Genomic DNA, 22,380 nt, shown 5'->3' on the forward strand with positions numbered 1-22,380 from the left:
GGCGTCGGCCGGTGCGGTGGCCGTGGCTCACTCCTCGCCGGGAGCCTTCATCACCAGCTTGTTGATTCCCCACAGCGCGATTCCGATCACCAGCAGTACCCCCGCCCGGATGTAGACGTCCGCCGGGCGGTCGGCGAGCGGGCTGGCCAGGATGATCGCGGTGATCGCGCCCAGGACGGGCAGTGCCGTGGGCGTACGGAAGTGGGGATGGTCGACCGGGTCGCGGCGCAGCACCAGGACCGCGACATTGACCACCGCGAACACGCACAGCAGCAGAAACGCGGTGGTGTCGCCCAGGCCCGCGATCTCGCCCGTCGACACCAGGCCGACGGCGAGCAGTGAGACGAAGACGATGCCGACGACGGGCGTGCGGCGCCGGGGCAGCACGCGGCCCAGGGTCTTCGGCAGGATGCGTTCGTTCGCCATGCCGTAGCAGAGCCTTGAGGCCATCATGATGTTGATCAACGCGGAGTTGGTGACGGCGAACAGCGCGATCAGGGCGAAGACTTTGGGCGGGAAGGCGACCCCGCCCGCTTTGACGACCTCCAGCAGGGGGCCGCTGGACTTCGCCAGGGTGCGGTAGTCGACGAGCAGTGAGGAGACCAGCGCCACCAGGACGTAGATGGTGCCGGTGACAGCGACGCCGGTGAAGATCGCCCGCGGGAACGCACGCGCCGGATCCTTCGTCTCCTCGGCCATGTTGACCGAGTCCTCGAAGCCGACGAAGGAGAAGAAGGCGAGGGCCGTGGCGCCCAGGATGCTGGTGTACAGGGCGTATCCGGTGCCGGTCGCCTGGAACTCGCCGAGCCGGGACGGCTCGCCACCGCCCGTGAGGATCGCGTACGCGCCGATCGCCAGGATGACGAGCAGCCCGGACAGTTCGACCAGTGTCAGGACCATGTTGGTCTTGACGGATTCCGAGACGCCGCGCAGGTTGAGTGCGGCGAGGGCGAGGATGAACAGGATCGAGACGAGTGTCGGCGGCAGCGCGCCGGTGAACTCGGTCAGGTAGTCGCCGCTGAAGGCGCGGGCCGCGGCGCTCGCCGACGACAGGCCCGAGCACATCACCATGAAGGCGATGATGAAGGTCAGGAAGGGGACGTTGAACGCCTTCTGCGCGTAGAGCGCGGCGCCGGCCGCCTTCGGGTACTTGCCCACGAGCTCGACGTACGACGCGGCTGTCAGGGCCGCCACGACGAAGCCGATCACGAACGGCAGCCACAGCGCGCCGCCGACCTTACCCGCGACCTTGCCGGTGGTGGCGTAGATCCCGGTGCCCAGAATGTCGCCGATGACAAAGAGGATCAGCAACTTGGAGCTGATCACCCGTTTGAGCGCGGGCTGCTGCGGGGGTGCGGCAGGTGCGCCGGGCGTGGACATGGGGCCTCCACCGGGGATGTGTGGGGAAAGCCTTGCCCGGTGGGGTGGATGTGATGCCGGCCGCCCCGCTTCGCCGCCCGGATGCCCGGCGATCAGGTGGCCGGCAGAGCGTCCCGGTGGGCCCCTCCGGACTCGGCGACGATCTCGTCGAGCGTCTGCGGGGTGCGTACGGTCGCGAAGCGCACCCCCCGGCCGGGATCGTCTGGTGAGGTGGTGAAGCCGTGGACGCCGGGCCTGGCCAGGCTGTTGTAGGCGAACGGGTTGGCGAAGTAGTACGCGCCGGTGTCCAGCACCGCCACAAGGTCACCCGGCTCCAGCAGCGGCAGCGGGCGGCTCTCGGCGAGCAGGTCACCGGCGAAGCAGGCCGGCCCCGCCACGTCCTGCGGGACGGCCCGGCCGGTCCTCGGCCGGCCCTTGGCGTCGTACGCGGCGATCCGCAGCGGCCAGGACGCGGGAGCGAAGACGGTACGGGTGGCGAGCTGCACGCCCGCGTGGGTCACCGCGATCGGACGGCCGCCGGACGTTTTCGTGTACTCGACGCGGGCGAGGACGATGCCGTGCTTGGCTAGGAGCGACCGGCCGAACTCGGTGACCAGCCCGTACCGGCCGTCGAACAGGCCCGGGACCGTGTCCGCCAGGAGGCGGGCGTACTGCGCGAACGTCGGAGTCTCGTCGTCGGAGGCGAAGTTGACGGGCAGTCCGCCGCCGATGTCGACGGTGTCGACCTGCTGGTGGCCGACGGCCGCGTTGATCTCCTCGGCCAGCTCGTACACCTCTCGGACGCCCTGGGCCATCATTTCCAGAGGCACGCCCTGCGACCCCGTGTGCGTGTGCAGCCGGGTCAGCCAGGGGCGGTCGCGGTAGGCGTTCACCACCCAGGCGCGTGCCCCTTCGTCTTTGAGCGCCACTCCGAACTTGGAGGTCGCGGTGGCGGTGGAAAGCGCGCCGATCGAGCCGCCGCCGATCTGGGGATTGACCCGCAGGCCGAGGGGCGAGGAGCACGGCGTGCCCGGCGGGGCGGATCCGATCAGAGCGTCCAGGCGGCTCAGCTCCTGCGCGTTGTCGGCGTTGACGGCGATGCCGAGCGCGAGCGCCTCGCGGAGCTCGCCGTGGGTCTTGGCGGGGGAGTCGAGGACGGTACGGGGCGGCGGGACCCCGGCGGCGCGGGCCAGGGCCAGCTCGCCGGGGCTGGCGACCTCGCAGCCGATGCCGGCCGCGGAGAGGAGCCGCAGGACCGGCACCAGGGGGGCGGCTTTCACCGCGAAGGCGTGCAGGACCGGGGTGGCGGGCGGGGTGACGGACTCGAAGGCCGTGTGCAGCGCCGCCGCGGAGGTGCGGATTCCGGCCACGTCCAGCAGGCAGACCACCGGCTCGTCCTCGGTGAGGAGGCCCTGCTCCACCGCCGCTCGTACGGCCTGATCACGACGTGCCGGTACGTCCGTGCCCGCTTCCGAAGCCATGTGTGCCAGCCAATCATCCGGCGCGTCGCGCCGCAGCTGTTGACTACAACTATTCATCGAGTCAGGATGTGAATAGATTGACCAACAATGGAGGAGGCATCGCCATGTCAGGACCCCGCCCCGTACGGGCACCGCGCGGTACGGAACTGAGCGCCCTGGGATGGCAGCAGGAAGCCGCCCTGCGCATGCTGCAGAACAACCTCGACCCCGAGGTGGCCGAGCACCCCGACAAACTCGTCGTCTACGGCGGCACCGGCAAGGCCGCCCGTGACTGGCGCTCTTTCGACGCCATGGTGCGCACGCTGCGAACGCTGAAGCAGGACGAGACGATGCTCGTCCAGTCCGGCCGTCCGGTCGGCGTGATGCAGACCCACGAGTGGGCGCCGCGCGTCCTGATCGCCAACTCCAACCTGGTCGGCGACTGGGCGAACTGGGAGGAGTTCCGGCGCCTGGAGCAGCTGGGTCTGACCATGTACGGTCAGATGACCGCCGGATCGTGGATCTACATCGGCACCCAGGGCATCCTCCAGGGCACGTACGAGACCTTCGCGGCGGTCGCGGCCAAGAAGTTCTCCGGCACTCTCGCAGGCACCATCACCCTCACCGCCGGACTCGGCGGCATGGGCGGCGCCCAGCCGCTCGCCGTCACGATGAACGACGGCGTCGCGATCTGCATCGACTGCGACCCGCGCGCCATCGAGCGCCGTATCGAGCACCGCTACCTGGACGTGCGCGCCGACTCGCTGGAGCACGCCCTGCAACTCGCCACCGAGGCGCGCGACGCCCGCAAGCCGCTCTCCATCGGCCTGCTGGGCAACGCAGCCGAGCTGCTGCCGCGCATGCTCGCCGAGGGCGCCCCGATCGACATCGTGACCGACCAGACCTCGGCCCACGACCCGCTTGCGTACCTCCCGCTCGGTGTCGACTTCGACGACATGGCGTCCTACGCCGCCGAGAAGCCCGCCGACTTCACCCAGCGCGCCCGCGAGTCCATGGCCCGCCATGTCGAGGCCATGGTCGGCTTCATGGACGCCGGCGCCGAGGTGTTCGACTACGGCAACTCGATCCGCGGTGAGGCCCAGCTCGCCGGGTACGACCGGGCGTTCGACTTCCCCGGCTTCGTCCCCGCGTACATCCGGCCGCTCTTCTGTGAGGGCAAGGGACCGTTCCGCTGGGCCGCCCTCTCCGGTGAGGCCTCGGACATCCACAAGACCGACAAGGCCATGCTCGATCTCTTCCCGGAGAACGAGTCGCTGCACCGCTGGATCAAGTTGGCCGGCGAGCGGGTCCACTTCCAGGGCCTGCCCGCCCGCATCTGCTGGCTCGGCTACGGCGAGCGCGACAAGGCCGGCGAGCGCTTCAACGACATGGTGGCGTCCGGCGAACTGGCCGCCCCGCTGGCGATCGGCCGTGACCACCTGGACTGCGGCTCGGTCGCCTCCCCGTACCGCGAGACCGAGGCGATGCTCGACGGGTCCGACGCGATCGCCGACTGGCCGCTGCTCAACGCCATGGTCAATGTCGCCTCCGGTGCGTCGTGGGTATCCATCCACCACGGCGGCGGCGTCGGCATGGGCCGCTCGATCCACGCCGGCCAGGTCTCGGTGGCCGACGGCACCAAGCTCGCCGGCGAGAAGATCCGCCGCGTGCTCACCAACGATCCGGGCATGGGAGTCATCCGGCACGTCGACGCGGGCTACGACATCGCGGAGTCGGTGGCGGACGACCGCGGCGTCCGGGTCCCGATGCGCGAGGACGCCGAAGGCGGCGCCGCGTGACCTCGCACGATCCCGTGAAGGCCGTGGCCGGGACCTCCTTCCACGAGATGTGGCGGGATTTGCTGCCCGTCGGCAGGCACGCCGGCAGCGGCGGGTACCGGCGATACGCCTGGACCGCGGCCGACGCCGACTGCCGGGCCTGGTTCAAGGCCCAGGCAGGCGCCCGCGGACTGACGTACGAAGTCGACCGCAACGGCAACCAGTGGGCCTGGCTCGGCGACCCCCTGGCCGGGAACGCCGTCGTCACCGGCTCGCACCTGGACTCCGTGCCCGACGGCGGAGCCTTCGACGGGCCGCTCGGTGTCGTGTCCTCCTTCGCCGCGCTCGACGAACTGCGCCACAGGGGAGCGCAGTTCACCAGACCGCTCGCCCTCACCAACTTCGGTGACGAGGAGGGCGCGCGCTTCGGGCTCGCCTGCGTCGGCTCCCGGCTGACCGCCGGTCAGCTGACTCCCGAGAAGGCGTACGAGCTGCGCGACGGCGACGGGGTCTCCCTGCCGCAGGCCATGGAGCGGGCCGGACACGACCCGGCGGCCATCGGCCCCGACCCGGAACGGCTAGCCCGCATCGGCGCGTTCGTCGAGCTGCACGTCGAGCAGGGCCGGGCGCTCGACCTGTCCGGCGATCGGGTCGGTATCGCTTCGGCGATCTGGCCGCACGGCCGCTGGCGGTTCGACTTCCACGGCGAGGCCAACCACGCGGGCACCACCCGCTTGGAGGACCGCCGCGACCCGATGCTCACGTACGCCGAGACAGTCATCGCCGCCCGCCGGGAGGCCCGGCTCGCCGGTGCGCTGGCGACCTTCGGCAAGATCTCCGTCGAGCCGAACGGTGTCAACGCCATCCCCTCCCTCGTCCGCGGGTGGCTCGACTCCCGGGCCGCCGACGAGAGCACCCTCGACACTGTCGTCGCCGGTATCGAGAAGGCGGCGATGGAGCACGCCGAGCGCGACGGCGTGGACGTACGGGTCACCCGGGAGTCCTTCACGCCCGTGATCGAGTTCGAGCACGCCCTGCGCGACGAGCTGAACCGGATCCTGGGCGGGCGGATCCCGGTGCTCGGCACCGGGGCGGGACACGACGCCGGAATCCTCTCCGGCTCCATCCCGACCGCCATGCTGTTCGTACGGAACCCCACCGGCGTCTCGCACTCGCCGGCCGAGTTCGCCGGCGAGGACGACTGCGTCGCCGGTGTCCTCGCACTCGCCGACGTACTGGAAGGTCTCGCGTGCAGGTGACAGTGACGACGTACTGGCTGGAGCACGCCTGGCTCGGCACCCATGTCGAACCGGGCGTGGCCCTCACTGTGACGAGCGGCGGCTCCGCCGCCGGGGCGGACGGCCGTATCAGCGCGGTCCGTACCGGTGTCGACGCCCCGCCGCCCGGCGCGACCGTCCTGCGCGGCCTCACCATCCCGGGCCTGGCCAACGCCCACTCGCACGCCTTCCACCGCGCCCTGCGGGGAACGGTCCAGGTCGGCTCCGGGACCTTCTGGACCTGGCGCGAGGTGATGTACCAGGTGGCCTCGCGGCTCACCCCGGACAGCTACCACGCGCTCGCCCGAGCCGTGTACGCGGAGATGGCGCTGGCCGGGATCACCGCGGTCGGCGAGTTCCACTACCTCCACCACGCGGCGGGCGGCACACCGTACGACAACCCCAACGCGATGGGCGAGGCGCTGATCGCGGCCGCGGCCGAAGCCGGAATCCGGATCACCCTCCTCGACACCGCCTACCTCTCGGCGGGCTTCGGGGAACCCCCGAACCAGCAGCAGCTCCGCTTCTCCGACGGCACGGCCGATGCCTGGGCAGCCCGCGCCGCCGGCCTCAAGGACAGCGCCCACGCCCGCATCGGCGCGGCCATCCACTCCGTACGCGCCGTGCCCGCCGGGCAGCTCGCCACCGTGGCGCAGTGGGCAGAGTCCCGCAGGGCCCCGCTGCACGTCCACCTGTCCGAGCAGACGGCGGAGAACGACGCCTGCCTGGCCGCCCACGGCCGCACCCCCACCCGGCTGCTCGCCGACCACGGTGTCCTGGGGCCCCGCACGACGGGCGTCCACAGCACGCACCTCACCGACGAGGACATCGCTCTGCTCGGCGGGACGACGACGGGCACCTGTATGTGCCCCACCACCGAACGGGACCTGGCCGACGGCATCGGCCCGGCGGCCCGGCTGCAGCGGGCGGGCAGCCCGCTGTCCCTGGGCAGCGACAGCCATGCCGTGATCGACCTTCTCGAGGAAGCGCGCGCGATGGAACTCGACGAGCGCCTGCGCACCCGCACACGCGGCCACTGGACCGCGGCGGCCCTGCTCCGCGCCGCCACGGCCGACGGCCATGCGGCACTCGGCTGGGACGACGCGGGCGCCCTCGAGCAGGGCGCGCTCGCCGACCTTACGACCATCGCCCTGGACTCGGTCAGAACAGCGGGCCCACTGCCCCGTCTGGGCGCCGAGACCGCCGTATTCGCCGCCTCCGCGGCGGATGTCCGCCACACGGTCGTGGGCGGCCGTCATGTGGTCAGCGACGGAGTGCACCAACTCGTACCTGACGTTCCCGCGGCCCTCGCCGAGTCGATCGCGGCCGTCCGCGGCTGAGCGAGACACCCGCCATCCCCGCCCCCCGCCGCCCCGGCCCCCCTCACCACGGCACCCCCCACCACGGCCCCCCTCATCACGAAAGCGGCCCCCGCGATGACGAGCACCGCCATCAGCAACATCGCCAGCCTGGTCACCAACGACCCCTCCCTCGGTGAAGGCCCCCTCGGTCTGATCCAGGACGCGGCCGTCGTCATCGACGGCGACCGCGTCGCCTGGGTCGGTGAATCAAGCAAAGCACCCGCCACCGACAACGCCGTCGACGCCGCCGGCCGGGCTCTGGTCCCCGGCTTCGTCGACTCGCACTCGCACCTCGTCTTCGCCGGTGACCGCACGGCCGAGTTCAACGCCAGGATGTCCGGACGCAGTTACTCCGCGGGCGGCATCCGCACCACCGTCGCCGCCACCCGCGCCGCCTCCGACGAGGCGCTGGAGGCCAATCTGCTGCGCTACCTCCACGAGGCCCGGCGCCAGGGCACGACCACCTTCGAGACCAAGTCGGGGTACGGGCTGACCGTCGCCGACGAGGCGCGCGCCCTCCGGATCGCCGCCCGGCACACCGACGAGGTCACCTACCTCGGCGCGCACATCGTCTCGCCCGACTACGCCGACGACCCGGCCGCGTACGTGGAACTCGTCACCGGCGAGATGCTCGACGCCTGTGCCCCGTACGCCCGCTGGGTGGACGTCTTCTGCGAGAAGGGCGCCTTCGACGGGGACCAGGCCCGGGCCGTCCTCACCGCGGGCAAGGCCAAGGGCCTGACCGCCCGGGTCCACGCGAACCAGCTCGGTCACGGCCCCGGCGTCCAGCTCGCGGTGGAGCTCGACGCCGCCTCGGCCGACCACTGCACACACCTGACGCAGCAGGACGTCGATGCACTGGCGAGCGGCAGCACGGTTGCCACCCTGCTGCCCGGCGCCGAGTTCTCCACCCGCGCCCAGTGGCCCGACGCCCGCCGTCTGCTCGACGCGGGCATCACCGTGGCGCTGTCCACGGACTGCAATCCGGGCTCGTCCTTCACCAGTTCGATGGCGTTCTGCATCGCCCTGGCGGTACGCGACATGGGCATGACCCCGGACGAGGCGCTCTGGTCGGCCACCGCCGGCGGCGCGGCGGCCCTGCGCCGCACGGACGTCGGCAGAATCGCGCCCGGCGCCCGCGCCGACCTGGCCCTGCTCGACGCACCAAGCCATGTCCACCTGGCCTACCGGCCGGGTGTACCGCTGGTGACGGCCGTCTGGCAGAAGGGCGAGCGCGCGGCCTGAGCCGCAGCTCCGGGCTTCACCCCGGCAGGCCTCGCTTGTGGAGCGTGCGCCGCAAGCCTCTCGTCGTACGCGCCGTCCTCTCCCGCATCACCTTCCCCACCTGACACACATTCTTCACAGGATGGTCACGAGACCCGCGCCGCGCCCTACCGTGCCGGGTGGCCGGCCGGTACCGTCCATTCCAGCGTGCTCATGGGGGAGACCGGGGGGTCGAGTTGAGCGACGTACGCATTCGTGTGGTCAGCCCTGGGGAGCTGGGCGCAGCCGACACCGAAGCCTGGCGGGAGCTGCGGGCGAAGGCCGACGCACCGGCCAATCCGTTCATGGAGCCGGAGTTCACCCTCGCCGTGGGGCGGGTGAGGCCCGCCGCGCGGGTGGCGGTGCTGCGGGAGGACGGTGAGGCGGCCGGCTTCTTCCCGTACGAGAAGGGGCCGTTGGGTCACGGCCGGGCGATCGGCCTCGGCGTCTCCGACTGTCAGGGCGCGGTACTCCGTCCCGGTCTGCGGCTGGACACCCGGCACCTGCTGCGCGCCTGCTCGCTGTCCGCCTGGGACTTCGACAATCTCGAGGCGGACCAGCAGCTCTTTCTCCCGTATGCCGGCCGCGGCTTCGCCTCACCCGTGATCGACGTGGGCGGAGGATACGCCCGGTACGAGGAAGTGCTGCGCCGGCAGTCGCCCAAGTTCTTCAGGACCACCGCGGCGAAGGAGCGCAAGCTCGACCGCCAGGCGGGAGACGTACGGTTCGTGTTCGACGAGCGCGACCCGGCGGTGCTGCGCACGCTGATGGCCTGGAAATCCGCGCAGTACCGCCGCACTGGCCGCAAGGACCGCTTCGCGCAGGAGTGGATCAGCCACCTGGTGCGGCTGCTTGCGGAGACCCGCGCGCCCGGCTGCTCGGGTGTTCTCTCCGTGCTGTACGTCGGCGGCCGGCCGGCGGCGGCCCACTTCGGGCTGCGCTCGCGCACGGTGCTGTCCTGCTGGTTCCCGGCGTACGACCCGGAGTTCGCCAAGTTCTCACCGGGCCTGATCCTCCACCTCCGGATGGCCGAGGCGGCCGCGGCGGAGGGCATCGGCATGCTCGACCTGGGCCGGGGAGCCGCCGAGTACAAGGACGCGCTGAAGACCGGCGAACTGCAGGTGCACGAGGGAGCGGCGGTCCGGCCCGGCCCGGGCGCCGCCCTGTACTGGCTGAGCCGGGAGCCCTCGCGGAGGGCGCACGGTTTCGTACGCGACCGGCCGCGACTGGCCCGTTTCGCGTCGGAGGCGCTGAACCGCGCCGCCCGCCTGCGCGGCAGGTGACATGTCGGCCTGCGGCCGCGAGGCCGGAAGGGGGACTCGTATGCAGCAGAACATCGCAGTCGCCGAGCTGGACCTCGACGGCCTTCCCGGGGAAGTGATCTCCTTCGACCCGGCCCCGGGTGGCCCGCCGGTCACCGGGGGAGATGTCTACGCCCTGGTCCGGCTGCACGGCCGTCCGGTGGGCACCGTCCTCACCCGCGTCGAGCCGGGCGAGGACCCGGCGAAGGCGCTGGCGAACGCAGCAGCCGCCCAGCTCGCCAAGTCCGGTCCGACGGGAACGGGCTCCGCCGCCGGGTCCGAGGTCACCGGCTCGGATGTCAGTGAATCCCATCTCGACGACTCCCACCTCGACGGCTCCCACTTCGACGGGTCCGACGCCAATGGGTCCGTCGGCGGCCCGTTCGCCGTGGCCCGGTCCACCAGGGCGGGGTCCGCCCGGGGCGAACCCCGCAGGGAAGCGCTCCGCGTTTCCGTCGTCGTCGCCACGCGTGAGCGCAGTGAGCAACTGCACCGCGCACTCGACTCGCTGCTCCGGCAGGACCACCCGGACTTCGAGGTCGTCGTCGTCGACAACGCGCCCCTCACCACCGCGACCCGGGACCTCGTCGAGACGACGTACGCCCACCGCGTCCGGTATGTCCGCGAGCCCGTGCCCGGTCTGGCCACCGCCCACAACCGGGGCGTCGCCGTCGCGGACGGCGAGGTCCTCGCCTTCACCGACGACGACGTGATCGCCGACCCGCACTGGCTCACCGCCCTGACCGCGCCCTTCGCGGCCGATCCGGGCCTCGCCTGCGCCACCGGGCTGATCCTGCCCGCCCAGCTGCGCACTCCCGCCCAGGTAATGCTGGAGAGCCACGGCGGCTTCGCCAAGGGCTTCGCGGCGCGTACGTACGATCCGCGCCGCCCGCCCGCCGACGAGCCGCTGTTCCCGTTCACGGCGGGGAGTTACGGCTCCGGCGCCAACATGGCCTTCCGGGCGGACGCCCTCCGCGCAGTCGGTGGCTTCGACCCCGCCACCGGCACCGGAACCCCCGCCAGGGGCGGCGACGACCTGTACGCGTTCGTACGGATCCTCGCCGCGGGCCACCGGCTGCGCTACACGCCCGATGCGCTGGTCTGGCACCACCACAGGGAGACGTGGCAGGACCTCGAGAACCAGGCGTACGGATACGGGGCCGGGCTCACGGCGTTCCTCACCGCGATCCTGGTCCGCCGCCCCGCCCTGCTGCCCGCGCTGCTCGCCCGGTTGCCCAGGGGGCTCGCGCGCGCCCGCGCGATGACCGCCCACCGCGGTGCGGCCGCCGGGCCGGCGAACGTACCCGGTCAGCACGGTGCGCAGGACCACGCATGGCCGCGCAGCCTCTCCCGGCTGGAGCGCAGGGGCATGCTCTACGGGCCGCTCGGGTACGCCCTGGCGCGGCGTCGCGTTCGCGGCAACCCACTTCCCTGGGGGGAGAGATGAGATGAGCGACAGAGCCGCAGCACCCCCGATTCCGGTACTCCTCTACCACGCCGTGATGGACGATCCTCCCGACTGGATCGCCGAATTCACCGTCAGACCAAGGGACTTCGCGGCGCAGCTCGACGCGGTCGCCGCGAGCGGCCGCACGCCCGTACCGGTCAGCGCACTCGCCGACCACTTCGCGGGCCGCGCCCCGCTGCCGCCGCGCCCGGTCGCCCTCACCTTCGACGACGGATTCGCCGATCTGCCCGGACCGACCGCCGAGGCGCTGGCCGACCGTGGTCTGCCCGCCACCGCCTACCTCACCACCGGCGCGATCACCCCGGGCGGCCACAGCCTGCTGCCGCCTGCCCCGATGATGACGCTGGACCAGGTGCCGCTGCTGGAGCAGTGCGGCATGGAAGTGGGCGGCCACACCGTCACCCACCCCCAGCTGGACACCCTGAGCGCCGGCGCCCTGCGCCACGAACTGGCCGAATCCAAGAAGACTTTGGAGGACGTGCTCGGGCACGAGGTGACGCACCTGGCCTATCCGCACGGCTACAACAGCCCCGCGGTGCGGCGGGCCGCCCGCAGGGCCGGCTACACCTCGGCGGTCGCCGTCCGGCACGCACTCAGCTCGGACACCGACGAGCCGTACCGCATAGCGCGGCTCATCCTGCGCCGCAGCCACACGGTCGCGGACGTCGAGGCCTGGATGTCCGGCGCGGGAGCCAGGGTCGCCCCCTATCCGGACTCGTTGCCCACCGTCGGATGGCGGCTGTTCCGGCGCGCCCGCGCGGCGGTCCGGGGGCCGGTGTTCGCCGGCTAGCCGCCACACAGGATCCGACTGCAACAGGTGTGTACGACAGCCGTACAAAAGCGAAGCACGTTCCTATACTTCGCTGAAGGGGACAGCGGCGTGACGGCCGCAACCACAGCAGTGGGGGGAGTCGCACAGTGCAACAACGCGTGCCCACGCCGGTCGTCGGGAGCACCGGGGCGCCCCCTGCCCAGAAGACCGGAGACGAAAGGGAAGTCACCTCCGAGCAGCCGAGGTCCCGGATACCCGGGCCACGTGAGCTGATCCGGCCGCGACGCCTGCTGGTCTGGCTTCCGTTGGCGGTGGCCGCCACACTGTGGGCGTACGCGCTGCCCCGGATCGACTTCCGCGACATCGGGGACTTCGGGCTCCTCGACCGCTTCCCGCTCGCCTTCTACGTCTCGCTTCTCGTACTGAGCGCCGGCTTCGCGCTGAGCCTGCGCCGCGCCGGGACCGCCCCCTGGTGGCCCGCCGCCTACAGCGTCGCGCTGCTGTTCGCCCTGAAGGCGCCGCCCGCCCTGCTGTACGACTCCGTGCGCTACGCCTGGGCCTCCAAGCACGACGCGGTCATCGCGCGGCTGCTGGCCGAGGGGACCGTGCACCCCGAACAGACGCTCTCCGGCGGCATGTCGGCGTACGACCAGTGGCCCGGCTTCTTCGCGCTCAACGCCGCGCTGGTGCGGGCCTTCGGTGTCGAGAGTGCCGCGTCCTTCATCAACTGGGCGCCGGTCGTCCTCGGCCTGCTGATGATGCCGGTGCTCGTCCTCATCTACCGCACTTTCAGCGAGGACTGGCGGCTGGTGTGGACGGCGGTCTGGATCTTCCAGCTGGCCAACTGGGTCGGGCAGGACTACCTGTCCCCGCAAGGCCTCTCGTACCTGCTGTACCTCACCGTGTTCGCAGTGGTCGTACGGCACTTCGTGCTGCCGGGCTCGGCGGGGACGCTGCGCTCACGTGACCGTCTCGACCCGGCCGCCGCCGTGGTCCCGCCGCCCACCGGCACCCGGCAGCGCGCCATCGCCGTGGTGATCATCGCCCCACTCGTCGCCGCCATCAACGCCTCGCACCAGCTCACTCCGGTGATGCTGTGCGCGACCCTGCTCGCGCTCAGTCTGACCCGCCGTTACCGCAACGCCGGGCTGCTCGTCGTCGCCGGACTCGTCATGCTGATCTGGGACCTCACGATGGGCCGGGTGCTCTTCCTGGAGACGCTGAGCACCCTGCGCGACTCCGCGGGCGACTTGCTGAACAACTCCCGTGCCGGTTACGCGGGTGAGCCGACCGGTCCGGGGCCCGAACTGGTTGGCCGCGCCAACATCGCGATGGTGATCACCCTCGGCCTGCTGGCGGGCGCGGCCGTCCTGCTCCGCCGCAGGCTCACCCGTACCGCGCTGCCCCTGCTGCTGGCGGCCGCGGCTCCCGTACCGATGTTCGCCGTCAACGACTACGGCGGTGAGATGCTGTTCCGGGTCTACCTCTTCGGCCTGCCCGGCACCGCCTTCTTCGCTGCCGCCGCCCTGATCCCGGCGATGGGCGGCACGGGCAGACGCAGACGGCTGGCCCGGCGCGCCTCGATGGTCGCGCTGCCGGTCGCCCTGGTCGCGCTGCTGGCCGGGTTCCTCCCCTCGTACTACGGCAAGGAGGGCATGCACTACGCGTCCCCTGCGGAGGTCGCGCTCGTGAAGCGGGCCTACGACCGGGCACCGGACGGCGCGCTCGTCCTTGCCGCGACCGGATCCTTCCCGGCCGCGTACCACCGCTACGACCACTACGAACGCTGGCTCTTCGCCGAACAGGAAGTGCCCGAGAACCTGAAGATGCTGAAGAACCCCGCCGGTTATCTGGCCGCCGGCATCCCGGAAGGACGCCCGGCCTTCGTCATCCTCACCCCGACGCAGCAGCGCGCCGTCATCGGCGAGGGCTATCTGCCGCCCGGCAGCTTCGCCCGGATGCGCGAGGACCTGAAACGCTCGCCGCTGTTCCGGATCGTCGAGGAGTCCCCGCACGGCCTGGTGCTGGAGTACCGGCCACGCAGCTGAATGCAGGGCGCCCCCGGTCCGCCGGAGGGCCCTGCCCGACCTGCCGCACCCGAAGGCCGTACCCGATCTGCCGTACCCGACCGCCCCGTCCGACCGCCGTACGCGACCGCCGTACCCGCCCGGTCCCCGGTCGGCGTGCGGTCCCCGAGCCACACCCGACAGGGGGAGCACCACCGTGAAGCAGTCACAGCTCAGAGCGGCCCTGGCCCTCTCCGGATGGCTGGCGCTGGCGGCGACCGCGCTGCCCGGCGGAGCGCCGCTGCGCTGGATCCCGGTGCTGCTCTTCGTCACCGTCGCACCAGGCCTCGCCCTTCTCCTTCCGCAGCCGGAAAGACTGCGCCCAGGAGCACGGCTGGAAGCAGTCGCGCTCGCCGCGCCGATCAGCCTCTCCCTGGGCACCCTGGTCGCCACCTCGCTCTTCTTGGTGGAGGGCTTCTCCGCCGAAGTGTTCCTGGTGTCCCTCGCCGCGTTCACCACCATCGCGGCCGCCCTGCCGGGCGTGCCCCTGCCCGCCGCCACGCGCGGAGCCGCCGACCGGGCCAAACCCGAAAGCGGGCGGGGCCGATGACGGGACGGCACGCGGGCGGCTCACAGCGGGGCATCGCGTACGCCGCGCTGGTACTCGCAGCCGTGGGAGCACTGCTCACCGGGCTGGGCGTATGGATCGCCCGGTCGGACGGGTCCGGCGGAACGGACGGAAAGGAGGACTCCTCCCGGCCCGCGGGCCATGCCTTACCGGAGAACGCGGCCTCCGGGAAACTCCCCGAAGGACCGTGTGCGCCGAACGCCGATTTGGTGCCGTCCTGTGGAGCGTGGTGGGGGGCGTATGTGCCGTACGCGGCGAACGGCTCGCTCAAGGACGCCGTGTACGCCTTCGAAAAGAAGATCGGCCGCAAGCTCGACCTCGTCTACAACTACCACGACATGTCGAAGGGGAAGCTCGACGGAGAGCTGCTCACCGCCGACGAGCAGGAGCTCGGCAGAGACCGGCTGCTGATGCTGGCCTGGGAGTCCACGGTCTGGACGGAACCGCACCACGCCAACTGGGCCGAGGACCAGCTGGGCTGGAAGAACATCGCCTCCGGGAAGTACGACGAGGAGATCATCGACCCGCAGGCCCGCCGCATCAAGGCGTACGGCAAGCGGATCTTCTTCTCCTTCGACCAGGAAGTCGACTTCCGCGCCAAGGAGGCCGGCACACCCGCGGAGTACGTCGCCGCCTACCGGCACCTCCACGGCCGGTTCGAGGAGCTCGGCGTGGACAACGTCGTGTGGGTGTGGACGGTGTCCGGCTACCTGAAGCACGGCGAGCTGATGAAGCAGCTCTACCCGGGCGACGCGTACGTCGACTGGATCGGCATGGACCAGTACAACTACTTCCTCTGCCACAAGTCCCCCGACTGGCTGGACTTCGACCGGAGCCAGCGGCCGTCGTACGACTGGCTGCGTGACAACATCTCCGACCGGAAGCCGGTCATGCTCGCCGAGTTCGGCACGGCGCCCGATCCGGCCGACCCGGACCGGCAGAGGGGGTGGTACGCCGCCATCCCCGAGACCGTACGGACCATGCCGCAGGCGAAGGCGCTGGTCCAGTGGAACCGCTCCGTGCCGGGAAAGAACTGCGACCTGACGGTCAACTCGGGGCCCGCCCTGGAGGGGTACCGGCAGGCGGGCAAGGACAAGTGGTTCAGGCAGCAGGTCCCGCCCCGGTGACCCGGCGCCGCCGTACGGCGCGGCCCGCCGCCGTGGCCGCGTACAGCCCGAGGAAGCCGAGGAAGACGGGCAGCGCGACGGCGGCGAACGCCTGCTGCGCCGCCCAGCCGCCCACGGCCAGCACCCACACCGTTCCCGCCGTGATCCGCCAGTGCGCGTCCAGCGTCCGCAGGGTCTCGGCGGCCAGCGCCAGACAGAGCAGCTGCAGAACCACCGGCAGGACACGCGCCACGCCTTCCGTCCCGCCGGCCCCGTCCAGCCCGGCCGCCCCCGCCACGAACGCGGTGAGCGCCTTGTGCCCGGGGCCGGCGGCGGGGTCCGGCAGCGTCCCGAGGAGGAGCGGTGCGGTGTGCAGGGCGGCCGTGGTGGCCACCAGCGCGGACACCAGCAGGGCGGGGCGGGCCCGGTACAGCGAGACGGCCGCGCAGTAGATCACCACCAGCAGTACGCCGGCGGTGAGGGTGACAGGCGGCAGAGCGTCGGTGAGCCCGGTGCCCGGCAGCTGGCCGACGTGGGCCCGCCGGTCCTGGGCCGCCCGTGCCAGCGGTACCCAGAACAGACCCGCCGCCAGCCCGAGCAGCAGCCACAGCGCCTCGGTCAGCCGGTTCTCCTCGCCCTCCGTGGCCCCGTCCGTACGGGCGCTCGACCGTCCGGGGACGTCCGGATCACGCAGCACCGGGATGCCGAAGGCCGGGGTCACTCCGTCGTGCGCGCCCCGCAGGTAGGCGGTGTCCTCGGCCCACCGGCCGCCGTACGACTCCACCGCTTCCGCGCGCAGTTCCGCGGCCCGGCGCGCCCAGCTGGTCCCGTACTCCTCGTCCCCGGTGCTCTTGCGGCGGCCGGGGAACCGCGCCGGCCAGGTCCGCCGAGGCGGTCGGCCGCTCAGCGCCGAACGCAGCCCGGGCGCCGAGACCAGCGCCATCAGGGTCATGCTCAGCAGCATTGCGAGCCCCGCCCCGGAGATGCCCACCGGGCCCAGCAGCAGCGCGGCACTGCCCAGTACCAGCACACACATGGCGCCCTGGAGAGCGGCCAGCATGCCGGTGCGCCCCTGCACCCGCAGCACGCCGATGTACAGCTCGACGACGACCCGCGGCAGCGCGGCGGCGGCCAGCAGCCGCAGCGCGGTCGTGCCGTGCTCGGCGTACGTGGCGCCGAACGGGGCGAGGATCTGCGGGGCGAAGACGATCAGCACCAGGACGACGGGCACCAGAAGGACGGCCATCCGCCGCAGGGCACCGCGCACGCCGTCGGCGAGCCGGTCCGGACTGTGCGAGGCGTGCGCGGTGAGCGAGGAGGCCATGTTGATGGCCATGAACTCCATGGTTCCGCCGACGGTGTACGCGATGTAGAAGAAGCCGTTGTGCGCGGCGTCGAAGCGGACCGCCACCATCACCGGCAGCAGATTGATCATCGCCAGGCTGAACAGGGCACCGACCGAGTCGCCGGCCAGGAACCGCCCGATCTCGCGCAGGGCGGGCGGCTCGCGGTCGCGGTCGGCGGCGGCCTGCTGCGGGATGAGCCTGCGGAAGACCAGCCAGCCGAGCGGCAGGACCGACAGCGCGATCGCCACCGACCAGGAGACGAAGACGCCGAGGACCGGCATGGCGCTCGCGAAGACCGCGAGCAGCACCAGCTTGCCCAGGGAGAAGCCGGCGTTGCCGACGGGCACCCAGATGGCGCGGCGCAGGCCGGTCAGCACCCCGTCCTGAAGGGTCAGAAGCGCCCAGGCGACGCAGGAGGCGGTGAAGAAGAGGCCGGCGCCGAGTCCTCCCAGCGGTGCGTACGTGGGCCCCCACAGGTCGAGGGTGAGCAGGAAGACACCGCAGGCCAGGGCCACCACGACCGAGCTGACGAGGTACGTCCGCAGCACCAGCGGGCCGGTCGCCCGTCCGGCGCGCGGCACATAGCGCACCACGGCGCCGATCATGGTGGTGGCGGTGAGGGAGGCCAGCAGCCGCTGGGCGGCGATGGCGGCGGAGCCGACGCCCACCGCCTCCTTGCTGTAGTAGCGCGCGGCGACCAGCCAGAACCCGAGGCCCAGCGCGGCGGAGACGCCGGTGGACAGCATCAGCGCGTAGGCGTTGCGGAACATCGAGTCGCCGTCGGCCGGCCGGTCGGTGTCCTGCGTGCCCTCGCCCTCAGCAGGCGCACCCACGTCCGTGACGGCGTCGCGGGGCGGGGCCGAGCCGGAGTCGGACCCGGAGCCCGGCCCGGAGCCCGGCCCGGAGCCCGGCCCGGAGCCCGGCCCGGAGCCGGAGCCGGAGCCGGACGGCTCACGGGTCCGGGTGTGACTGTCACCCACCGCTGGGTCCTCCGGGCGCCCGCTCCGTCCCGGCGAGAATCCGGATCACGTCGTCGGCGCGGAGCGGGTCGACGGGCAGGGCGTGCCGCGCGAACCAGGCGGCCTGCGCCGGAGCGGGCGACGGGTCGGTGAAGGCGGCTCCCGCATAGGTGTCCAGCGGCGGATCGTAGAGGTAGCCCACGGTGATGCGGTGCCGGGCGAGCCGGGCGACGGCCGCGTCCCGGTCGGCGACCAGCAGCGGCACCCGGAACAACGGTTGCACAGGGCCGGGGGACGGCAGCGCCCACTGCGTGGCGAGGAGTTTCCCGGTACCCGCCCGGTGGGCGTCGAGCCGGGCGTCGAGCCGGCCCAGCAGCCGTTCGATGCGGCGCAGCCGGGGGCGGCCGGCGCCGGTCCGGTAGTCGTGCATGTCGACGCGTACCCAGGAGTGGAAGTCGTCGAGCCCGGGGGCGGTGGTGAGCGCGCGTGTGAGCTCGCCCGGCCGCAGGTCCATCCGAATCCCGTCGCGCTCCTGCATCCCGAGCAGTTTCATGGTGGCGCGCGCCGCCGTGGTCAGCCGCAGTCCCCGGACGGTCGCCTCCGCGTACGGGCGTAAGGCGTAGGCGAGTTCGGCCGAAAGCCGGGGCGGGTCGAGGAGGTCGTCGCGCGCCTTCTCCAGCGCGCCCCGCAGCCCCTGGTCGGCGAGGGCCAGGAAGCCGCCGGCCTTCGCGCCGACATGCTTGGACAGGCTGAAGACGGACGCGTCGCCGAAGGTCCCGACCGGCCGTCCCGCCACTTCGCTGCCGATGGCGTGTGCGGCGTCCTCGAGGAGTGGGATCCCCAACCTGGTGCATCTGGCCCGCAGTTCGGGCGCCGGGTCGGGATTCCCGTACAAGTTCGTGGTGAGTACCGCGGAGAGGCCGTCCCAATCCTCGTCGGGCACGGCGGCCGGGTCGACGGAGCCGTCTCGCGCGGACAGCGGTGCCTGGACGGGGCGCAGGCCCGCGGCGAGCACCACGAAGAAGATGACGTCGTCGTTGACCGGGGACATCAGGACCCGGCCGCCGGGCGGGCACCAGTGCCGCAGAGCCACATAGAGGCCGAGCCGGCAGGACGGTACGTACAGGCATTCTCTGCCGAGGCGGGCGCGCATCAGCTGTTCCAGCGCGGTGTGTGCGGACGGCCCATCGGCCCCAAGAACCATGTGTTCCCCCCAGAACCCAGTTCAATGTGGACCAGTGCGTACCACTTCGTCAACATCGCGGCAGGGCCCGTCCCGCCGGGGGGACGGGCCCTGACATGGCGTCAATCGCCGTTACTCCTCGACGGTCAGCCCCTTGCGGAGCCGGACGAGCGTGCGCGTCAGGAGCCGGGAGACGTGCATCTGCGAGATGCCGAGCTCCTCACCGATCTCCGACTGCGTCATGTTCGCGACGAAGCGCAGCGACAGGATCTGGCGGTCGCGCGGACTGAGCCCGGCGATCAGCGGCTTCAAGGACTCGACGTACTCGATTCCCTCGAGCCCGTGGTCCTCGTAGCCGATCCGGTCGGCCAGCGCGCCCTCGGAGTCGTCTTCCTCGGGCTGAGCGTCGAGCGAGCTCGCGGTGTAGGCGTTGCTCGCCGCCATGCCCTCGGCGACCTCTTCCTTGCTGATACCGAGGCGCTCGGCGAGTTCACCGGCGGTCGGGGCGCGGTCGAACTGCTGGGCGAGCTCGTCACCGGCCTTGGCGAGGTCGAGCCGCAGCTCCTGGAGGCGTCGCGGGACGCGCACCGACCAGCTGGTGTCGCGGAAGAAGCGCTTGATCTCGCCGACGATGGTCGGCATGGCGAAGGTCGGGAACTCGACGCCGCGGCGGAGCTCGAAGCGGTCGATCGCCTTGATCAGGCCGATCGTGCCGACCTGGATGATGTCTTCCATCGGTTCACTGCGGGAGCGGAACCGGGAGGCGGCGAACTTGACGAGGGCCAGATTCAGTTCCACCAGGGTGTTGCGCACGTACGCGTACTCGTGGGTGCCTTCCTCCAGCACCTCGAGCCGCGCGAAGAGGGTCTTGGACAGGGCCCTGGCATCCAGCGGCCCCACCTCGTCGTACGGCGGAATCGCCGGGAGGTCCGCGAGTCCCTCGATCTGCTGGGGCGGGGTTGTCGACGGCGCGTGCTGCTGCGACGCGGACTGCGGCGCTTGGCGCGTACGCGTTTCGTCGAGCCGGGGTGACATGGTCTCCTCCATCGTTCTCGGCATATGGCTGCCGATGCCAATACGTCTGCACTGGGCTGAGTGCGGCGCCTCCAAAGCCGGCCGTGTTGGTTGTGTCCCTACTACCCCTACCCGCTTCAGGCGGACCGTCGCAAGTGTCTTTTGTCCGAATCGCACATATTTGGAATGATGTTCGGCTACCGTGGGGCGGTCGAAAGGCGTAAGGTTCAACGGCATCAGTGCAGCTACGGACGGCCGGAAGAGAGACGTGCATGGACCGCGGGACGGTCGGGAGTGCTAATCGGGGCCGACTGCGGGTCGACGTCCACAGTCAAGGCCGCAGTGCGATCGTGACCCCTGCCGGTGAACTCGACCACCACACGGCCGAGCTGCTGCGGGAACCGCTGGACGCATGTCTGGAGGCGGGCAGCACACGCCTGGTCGTCGACTGTTCCCGGCTGGAGTTCTGTGATTCCACCGGCCTCAACGTGCTGCTCGGCGCCCGCCTCAAGGCCGAGGCCGCCGGTGGCGCGGTCCACCTGGCCGGGATGCTGCCGGTCGTGGCCCGTGTGTTCGAGATCACCGGCGCAGAATCCGTCTTTACCGTGCATGAGTCCCTCGATGCGGCGCTGGCCGAGTGACAGCCGCGCCGATCGAACGAGTGGGTGTTCTCACGGTTCGGTCGGGCAGAAGACTTCTGAATCAGATGTGAATCGGTGAGGTGAAGCGCTGATGAGCACCACCCGGTCATACCCGCCGGGCGACCGGGGCCCGGAGCCGGACGACGCTTCCGCCGTCCCCGGCGACAGCCGCGTACGGCGGCTCGCCCTGGACGGCGCCAGCGGGATAGTCCCTCTCGCTCGCGACTTCACCCGGCAGGCCCTGTACGACTGGGGCTGGCTGCCCGCCGCCAACGCCGACCGGCGCGCGGCGGCCGAAGATGTGCTGCTGGTCGTCTCCGAGCTGGTCACCAACGCGTGTCTGCACGCTGAGGGGCCGGAAGAGCTGCGGGTCTCCAACGACGGCAAGGTGCTGCGCCTGGAGGTCGCCGACCGAGGCGCGGGCAAGCCGGCCCCTCGGCTGCCGCACCGGGCCGGACGGCCCGGCGGGCACGGCATGTTCATCGTCCAGCGCCTCTGCCTCGACTGGGGTGTCCTGCGGCGCGCCGACGCCATCGGCAAGACGGTCTGGGCGGAACTCGCCGCGCCGTCCTGACGGGCGGATACCGGCCTCTGCTACCGCCGGTTCGAAACTCCCTTCGCGCCTCTCTCCGCACGCCCGGATCGGGCGTGTTCTTTGTCTTCCCTCCCCAAGGTCCCAGGCGTACCTTGAGCGCCCGATCTGATGTGTCGTCAGTAACTTCGGCATGAGGGGAACTCGAGGTGTCGAACCAGAAACGCTCAGCCGCGCTCGCGCTCGCGCTGGCCGCAGCAGTGGCGGGCTCGGCGGTGCTGATGACCGCCCCGGCCGCCCATGCGGACGTCGTGGACGTGAACTACAACTGCAAGACGCCGATCGGTCCCAAGTCGGCCGTCTCGCCCATCGACATCAAGGCAGTCAAGAGCGGCAGCTCCTACAAACTCACCATGTCCTTCCAGAAGGGCGTCTCGTCCTCCCCGGTCGAGCTCGGCAAGGGCGCGATGAATCCCAGCGCCGCCATCAGGCTGGGTGGTGCGGAGAGCGGCACCGTGGCTGTCTCGGGGCCTTCGAACGCCGCGGCCATCCCCGCCAACACCCCGATCAAGATCAATGACTTGTCGGGTACGTACACCCCGAGGAAAAGCGGCAAGGTCACCTTCACCGCCTCCGTCCTCACCATCAAGGCCCTGGGGACGACGACGACCTGTACCCCCGGCAACAACCCCAAGCCGTCCCTCGAACTGACCGTCACCGGCAGCGGTGGGGGCAGTGGTAGCGGCGGCGGTGACCAGCTGCCGCAGACCGGGCCGATGGACTCGGCGGTCGCGCTCGGCACGCTCGGTGGCACGGTCATGCTGGCCGGGGCGGCCGGTGTGCTGTGGCTGACCCGGCGCGGTCAGCGGGCCGCCGGCTGACCGTCCGGCCCCGGCCGGACCACGCATGCACGTACGTGACAGGGA

General features: G+C 71.6%; 18 protein-coding genes. 13 read left to right on the forward strand and 5 right to left on the reverse strand.

What is annotated here, in order from left to right:
• Positions 1 to 27 precede the first annotated feature (27 nt).
• Both AB0M62_RS02365 and AB0M62_RS02370 read right to left on the reverse strand, forming a co-directional pair.
• Entirely contained in the window at positions 28 to 1,380 is a 1,353-nt protein-coding gene (locus tag AB0M62_RS02365; RefSeq protein ID WP_366072168.1) for an APC family permease, read from the reverse strand.
• Between the two features lie 92 nt (positions 1,381 to 1,472).
• Positions 1,473 to 2,840, reverse strand: coding sequence for a diaminopimelate decarboxylase (locus AB0M62_RS02370; protein ID WP_366072169.1), 1,368 nt, complete (start codon positions 2,838 to 2,840; stop codon positions 1,473 to 1,475).
• A 104-nt stretch (positions 2,841 to 2,944) separates the two neighbouring features.
• Here AB0M62_RS02370 and hutU point away from each other — a divergent pair, with 104 nt between their 5' ends.
• The 10 genes from hutU (at position 2,945) to AB0M62_RS02420 (ending at position 15,800) form a co-directional block, all read left to right on the forward strand.
• A complete protein-coding gene (gene hutU, locus AB0M62_RS02375) occupies positions 2,945 to 4,618 on the forward strand; it encodes a urocanate hydratase (RefSeq protein WP_366072170.1) in 1,674 nt (557 codons plus the stop codon).
• A gap of 47 nt (positions 4,619 to 4,665) precedes the next feature.
• A complete protein-coding gene (locus tag AB0M62_RS02380) occupies positions 4,666 to 5,856 on the forward strand; it encodes an allantoate amidohydrolase (protein WP_366072253.1) in 1,191 nt (396 codons plus the stop codon).
• A complete protein-coding gene (locus AB0M62_RS02385; protein ID WP_366072254.1) occupies positions 5,853 to 7,214 on the forward strand; it encodes a formimidoylglutamate deiminase in 1,362 nt (453 codons plus the stop codon). The genes AB0M62_RS02380 and AB0M62_RS02385 overlap by 4 nt, the downstream gene beginning before the upstream one ends.
• 96 nt (positions 7,215 to 7,310) lie before the next feature.
• Complete coding sequence (gene hutI, locus AB0M62_RS02390; protein ID WP_366072171.1) at positions 7,311 to 8,480, forward strand: imidazolonepropionase; 1,170 nt, start codon at positions 7,311 to 7,313, stop codon at positions 8,478 to 8,480.
• 215 nt (positions 8,481 to 8,695) lie between these two features.
• Positions 8,696 to 9,781 (forward strand): GNAT family N-acetyltransferase, encoded by a 1,086-nt coding sequence (locus AB0M62_RS02395; RefSeq protein ID WP_366072172.1) that lies wholly within the window; start codon positions 8,696 to 8,698, stop codon positions 9,779 to 9,781.
• 40 nt (positions 9,782 to 9,821) lie between these two features.
• Positions 9,822 to 11,246: a glycosyltransferase gene (locus AB0M62_RS02400; protein ID WP_366072173.1), complete on the forward strand. Its 1,425-nt coding sequence runs from the start codon at positions 9,822 to 9,824 to the stop codon at positions 11,244 to 11,246.
• 1 nt (position 11,247) lies between these two features.
• Positions 11,248 to 12,057: a polysaccharide deacetylase family protein gene (locus tag AB0M62_RS02405; RefSeq protein ID WP_366072174.1), complete on the forward strand. Its 810-nt coding sequence runs from the start codon at positions 11,248 to 11,250 to the stop codon at positions 12,055 to 12,057.
• A gap of 128 nt (positions 12,058 to 12,185) precedes the next feature.
• A complete protein-coding gene (locus AB0M62_RS02410; RefSeq protein ID WP_366072175.1) occupies positions 12,186 to 14,087 on the forward strand; it encodes a hypothetical protein in 1,902 nt (633 codons plus the stop codon).
• A 175-nt stretch (positions 14,088 to 14,262) separates the two neighbouring features.
• Complete coding sequence (locus AB0M62_RS02415) at positions 14,263 to 14,655, forward strand: hypothetical protein (protein WP_366072176.1); 393 nt, start codon at positions 14,263 to 14,265, stop codon at positions 14,653 to 14,655.
• Positions 14,652 to 15,800, forward strand: a complete 1,149-nt coding sequence (locus AB0M62_RS02420) for a glycosyl hydrolase (RefSeq protein ID WP_366072177.1) — start codon at positions 14,652 to 14,654, stop codon at positions 15,798 to 15,800. Before AB0M62_RS02415 ends, AB0M62_RS02420 begins: the two co-directional genes overlap by 4 nt.
• Here the strand turns inward: AB0M62_RS02420 and AB0M62_RS02425 are convergent.
• The 3 genes from AB0M62_RS02425 to AB0M62_RS02435 form a co-directional block, all read right to left on the reverse strand.
• Positions 15,775 to 17,958 carry a lipopolysaccharide biosynthesis protein gene (locus AB0M62_RS02425; RefSeq protein ID WP_366072255.1) on the reverse strand — a complete coding sequence of 728 codons (2,184 nt, stop codon included), beginning with the start codon at positions 17,956 to 17,958 and terminating at the stop codon, positions 15,775 to 15,777. The genes AB0M62_RS02420 and AB0M62_RS02425 overlap by 26 nt on opposite strands.
• A gap of 139 nt (positions 17,959 to 18,097) precedes the next feature.
• Positions 18,098 to 19,288, reverse strand: a complete 1,191-nt coding sequence (locus tag AB0M62_RS02430; RefSeq protein ID WP_366072178.1) for a DegT/DnrJ/EryC1/StrS family aminotransferase — start codon at positions 19,286 to 19,288, stop codon at positions 18,098 to 18,100.
• A gap of 111 nt (positions 19,289 to 19,399) precedes the next feature.
• The gene (locus AB0M62_RS02435) at positions 19,400 to 20,314 is read right to left on the reverse strand and encodes an RNA polymerase sigma factor SigF (protein WP_366072179.1); all 915 of its coding nucleotides are present in this window, start codon (positions 20,312 to 20,314) and stop codon (positions 19,400 to 19,402) included.
• 239 nt (positions 20,315 to 20,553) lie between these two features.
• Here AB0M62_RS02435 and AB0M62_RS02440 point away from each other — a divergent pair, with 239 nt between their 5' ends.
• The 3 genes from AB0M62_RS02440 to AB0M62_RS02450 all read left to right on the forward strand — a co-directional run bounded on the left by AB0M62_RS02440 (position 20,554) and on the right by AB0M62_RS02450 (position 22,335).
• Positions 20,554 to 20,922 carry an STAS domain-containing protein gene (locus tag AB0M62_RS02440; RefSeq protein WP_366072180.1) on the forward strand — a complete coding sequence of 123 codons (369 nt, stop codon included), beginning with the start codon at positions 20,554 to 20,556 and terminating at the stop codon, positions 20,920 to 20,922.
• 91 nt (positions 20,923 to 21,013) lie between these two features.
• Positions 21,014 to 21,496, forward strand: a complete 483-nt coding sequence (locus AB0M62_RS02445; RefSeq protein WP_366072181.1) for an ATP-binding protein — start codon at positions 21,014 to 21,016, stop codon at positions 21,494 to 21,496.
• 167 nt (positions 21,497 to 21,663) lie between these two features.
• Positions 21,664 to 22,335 (forward strand): LPXTG cell wall anchor domain-containing protein, encoded by a 672-nt coding sequence (locus AB0M62_RS02450; RefSeq protein ID WP_366072182.1) that lies wholly within the window; start codon positions 21,664 to 21,666, stop codon positions 22,333 to 22,335.
• Positions 22,336 to 22,380 lie beyond the last annotated feature (45 nt).

It is taken from the genome of Streptomyces sp. NPDC051219 (assembly GCF_040682335.1).
GTDB lineage: Bacteria > Actinomycetota > Actinomycetes > Streptomycetales > Streptomycetaceae > Streptomyces.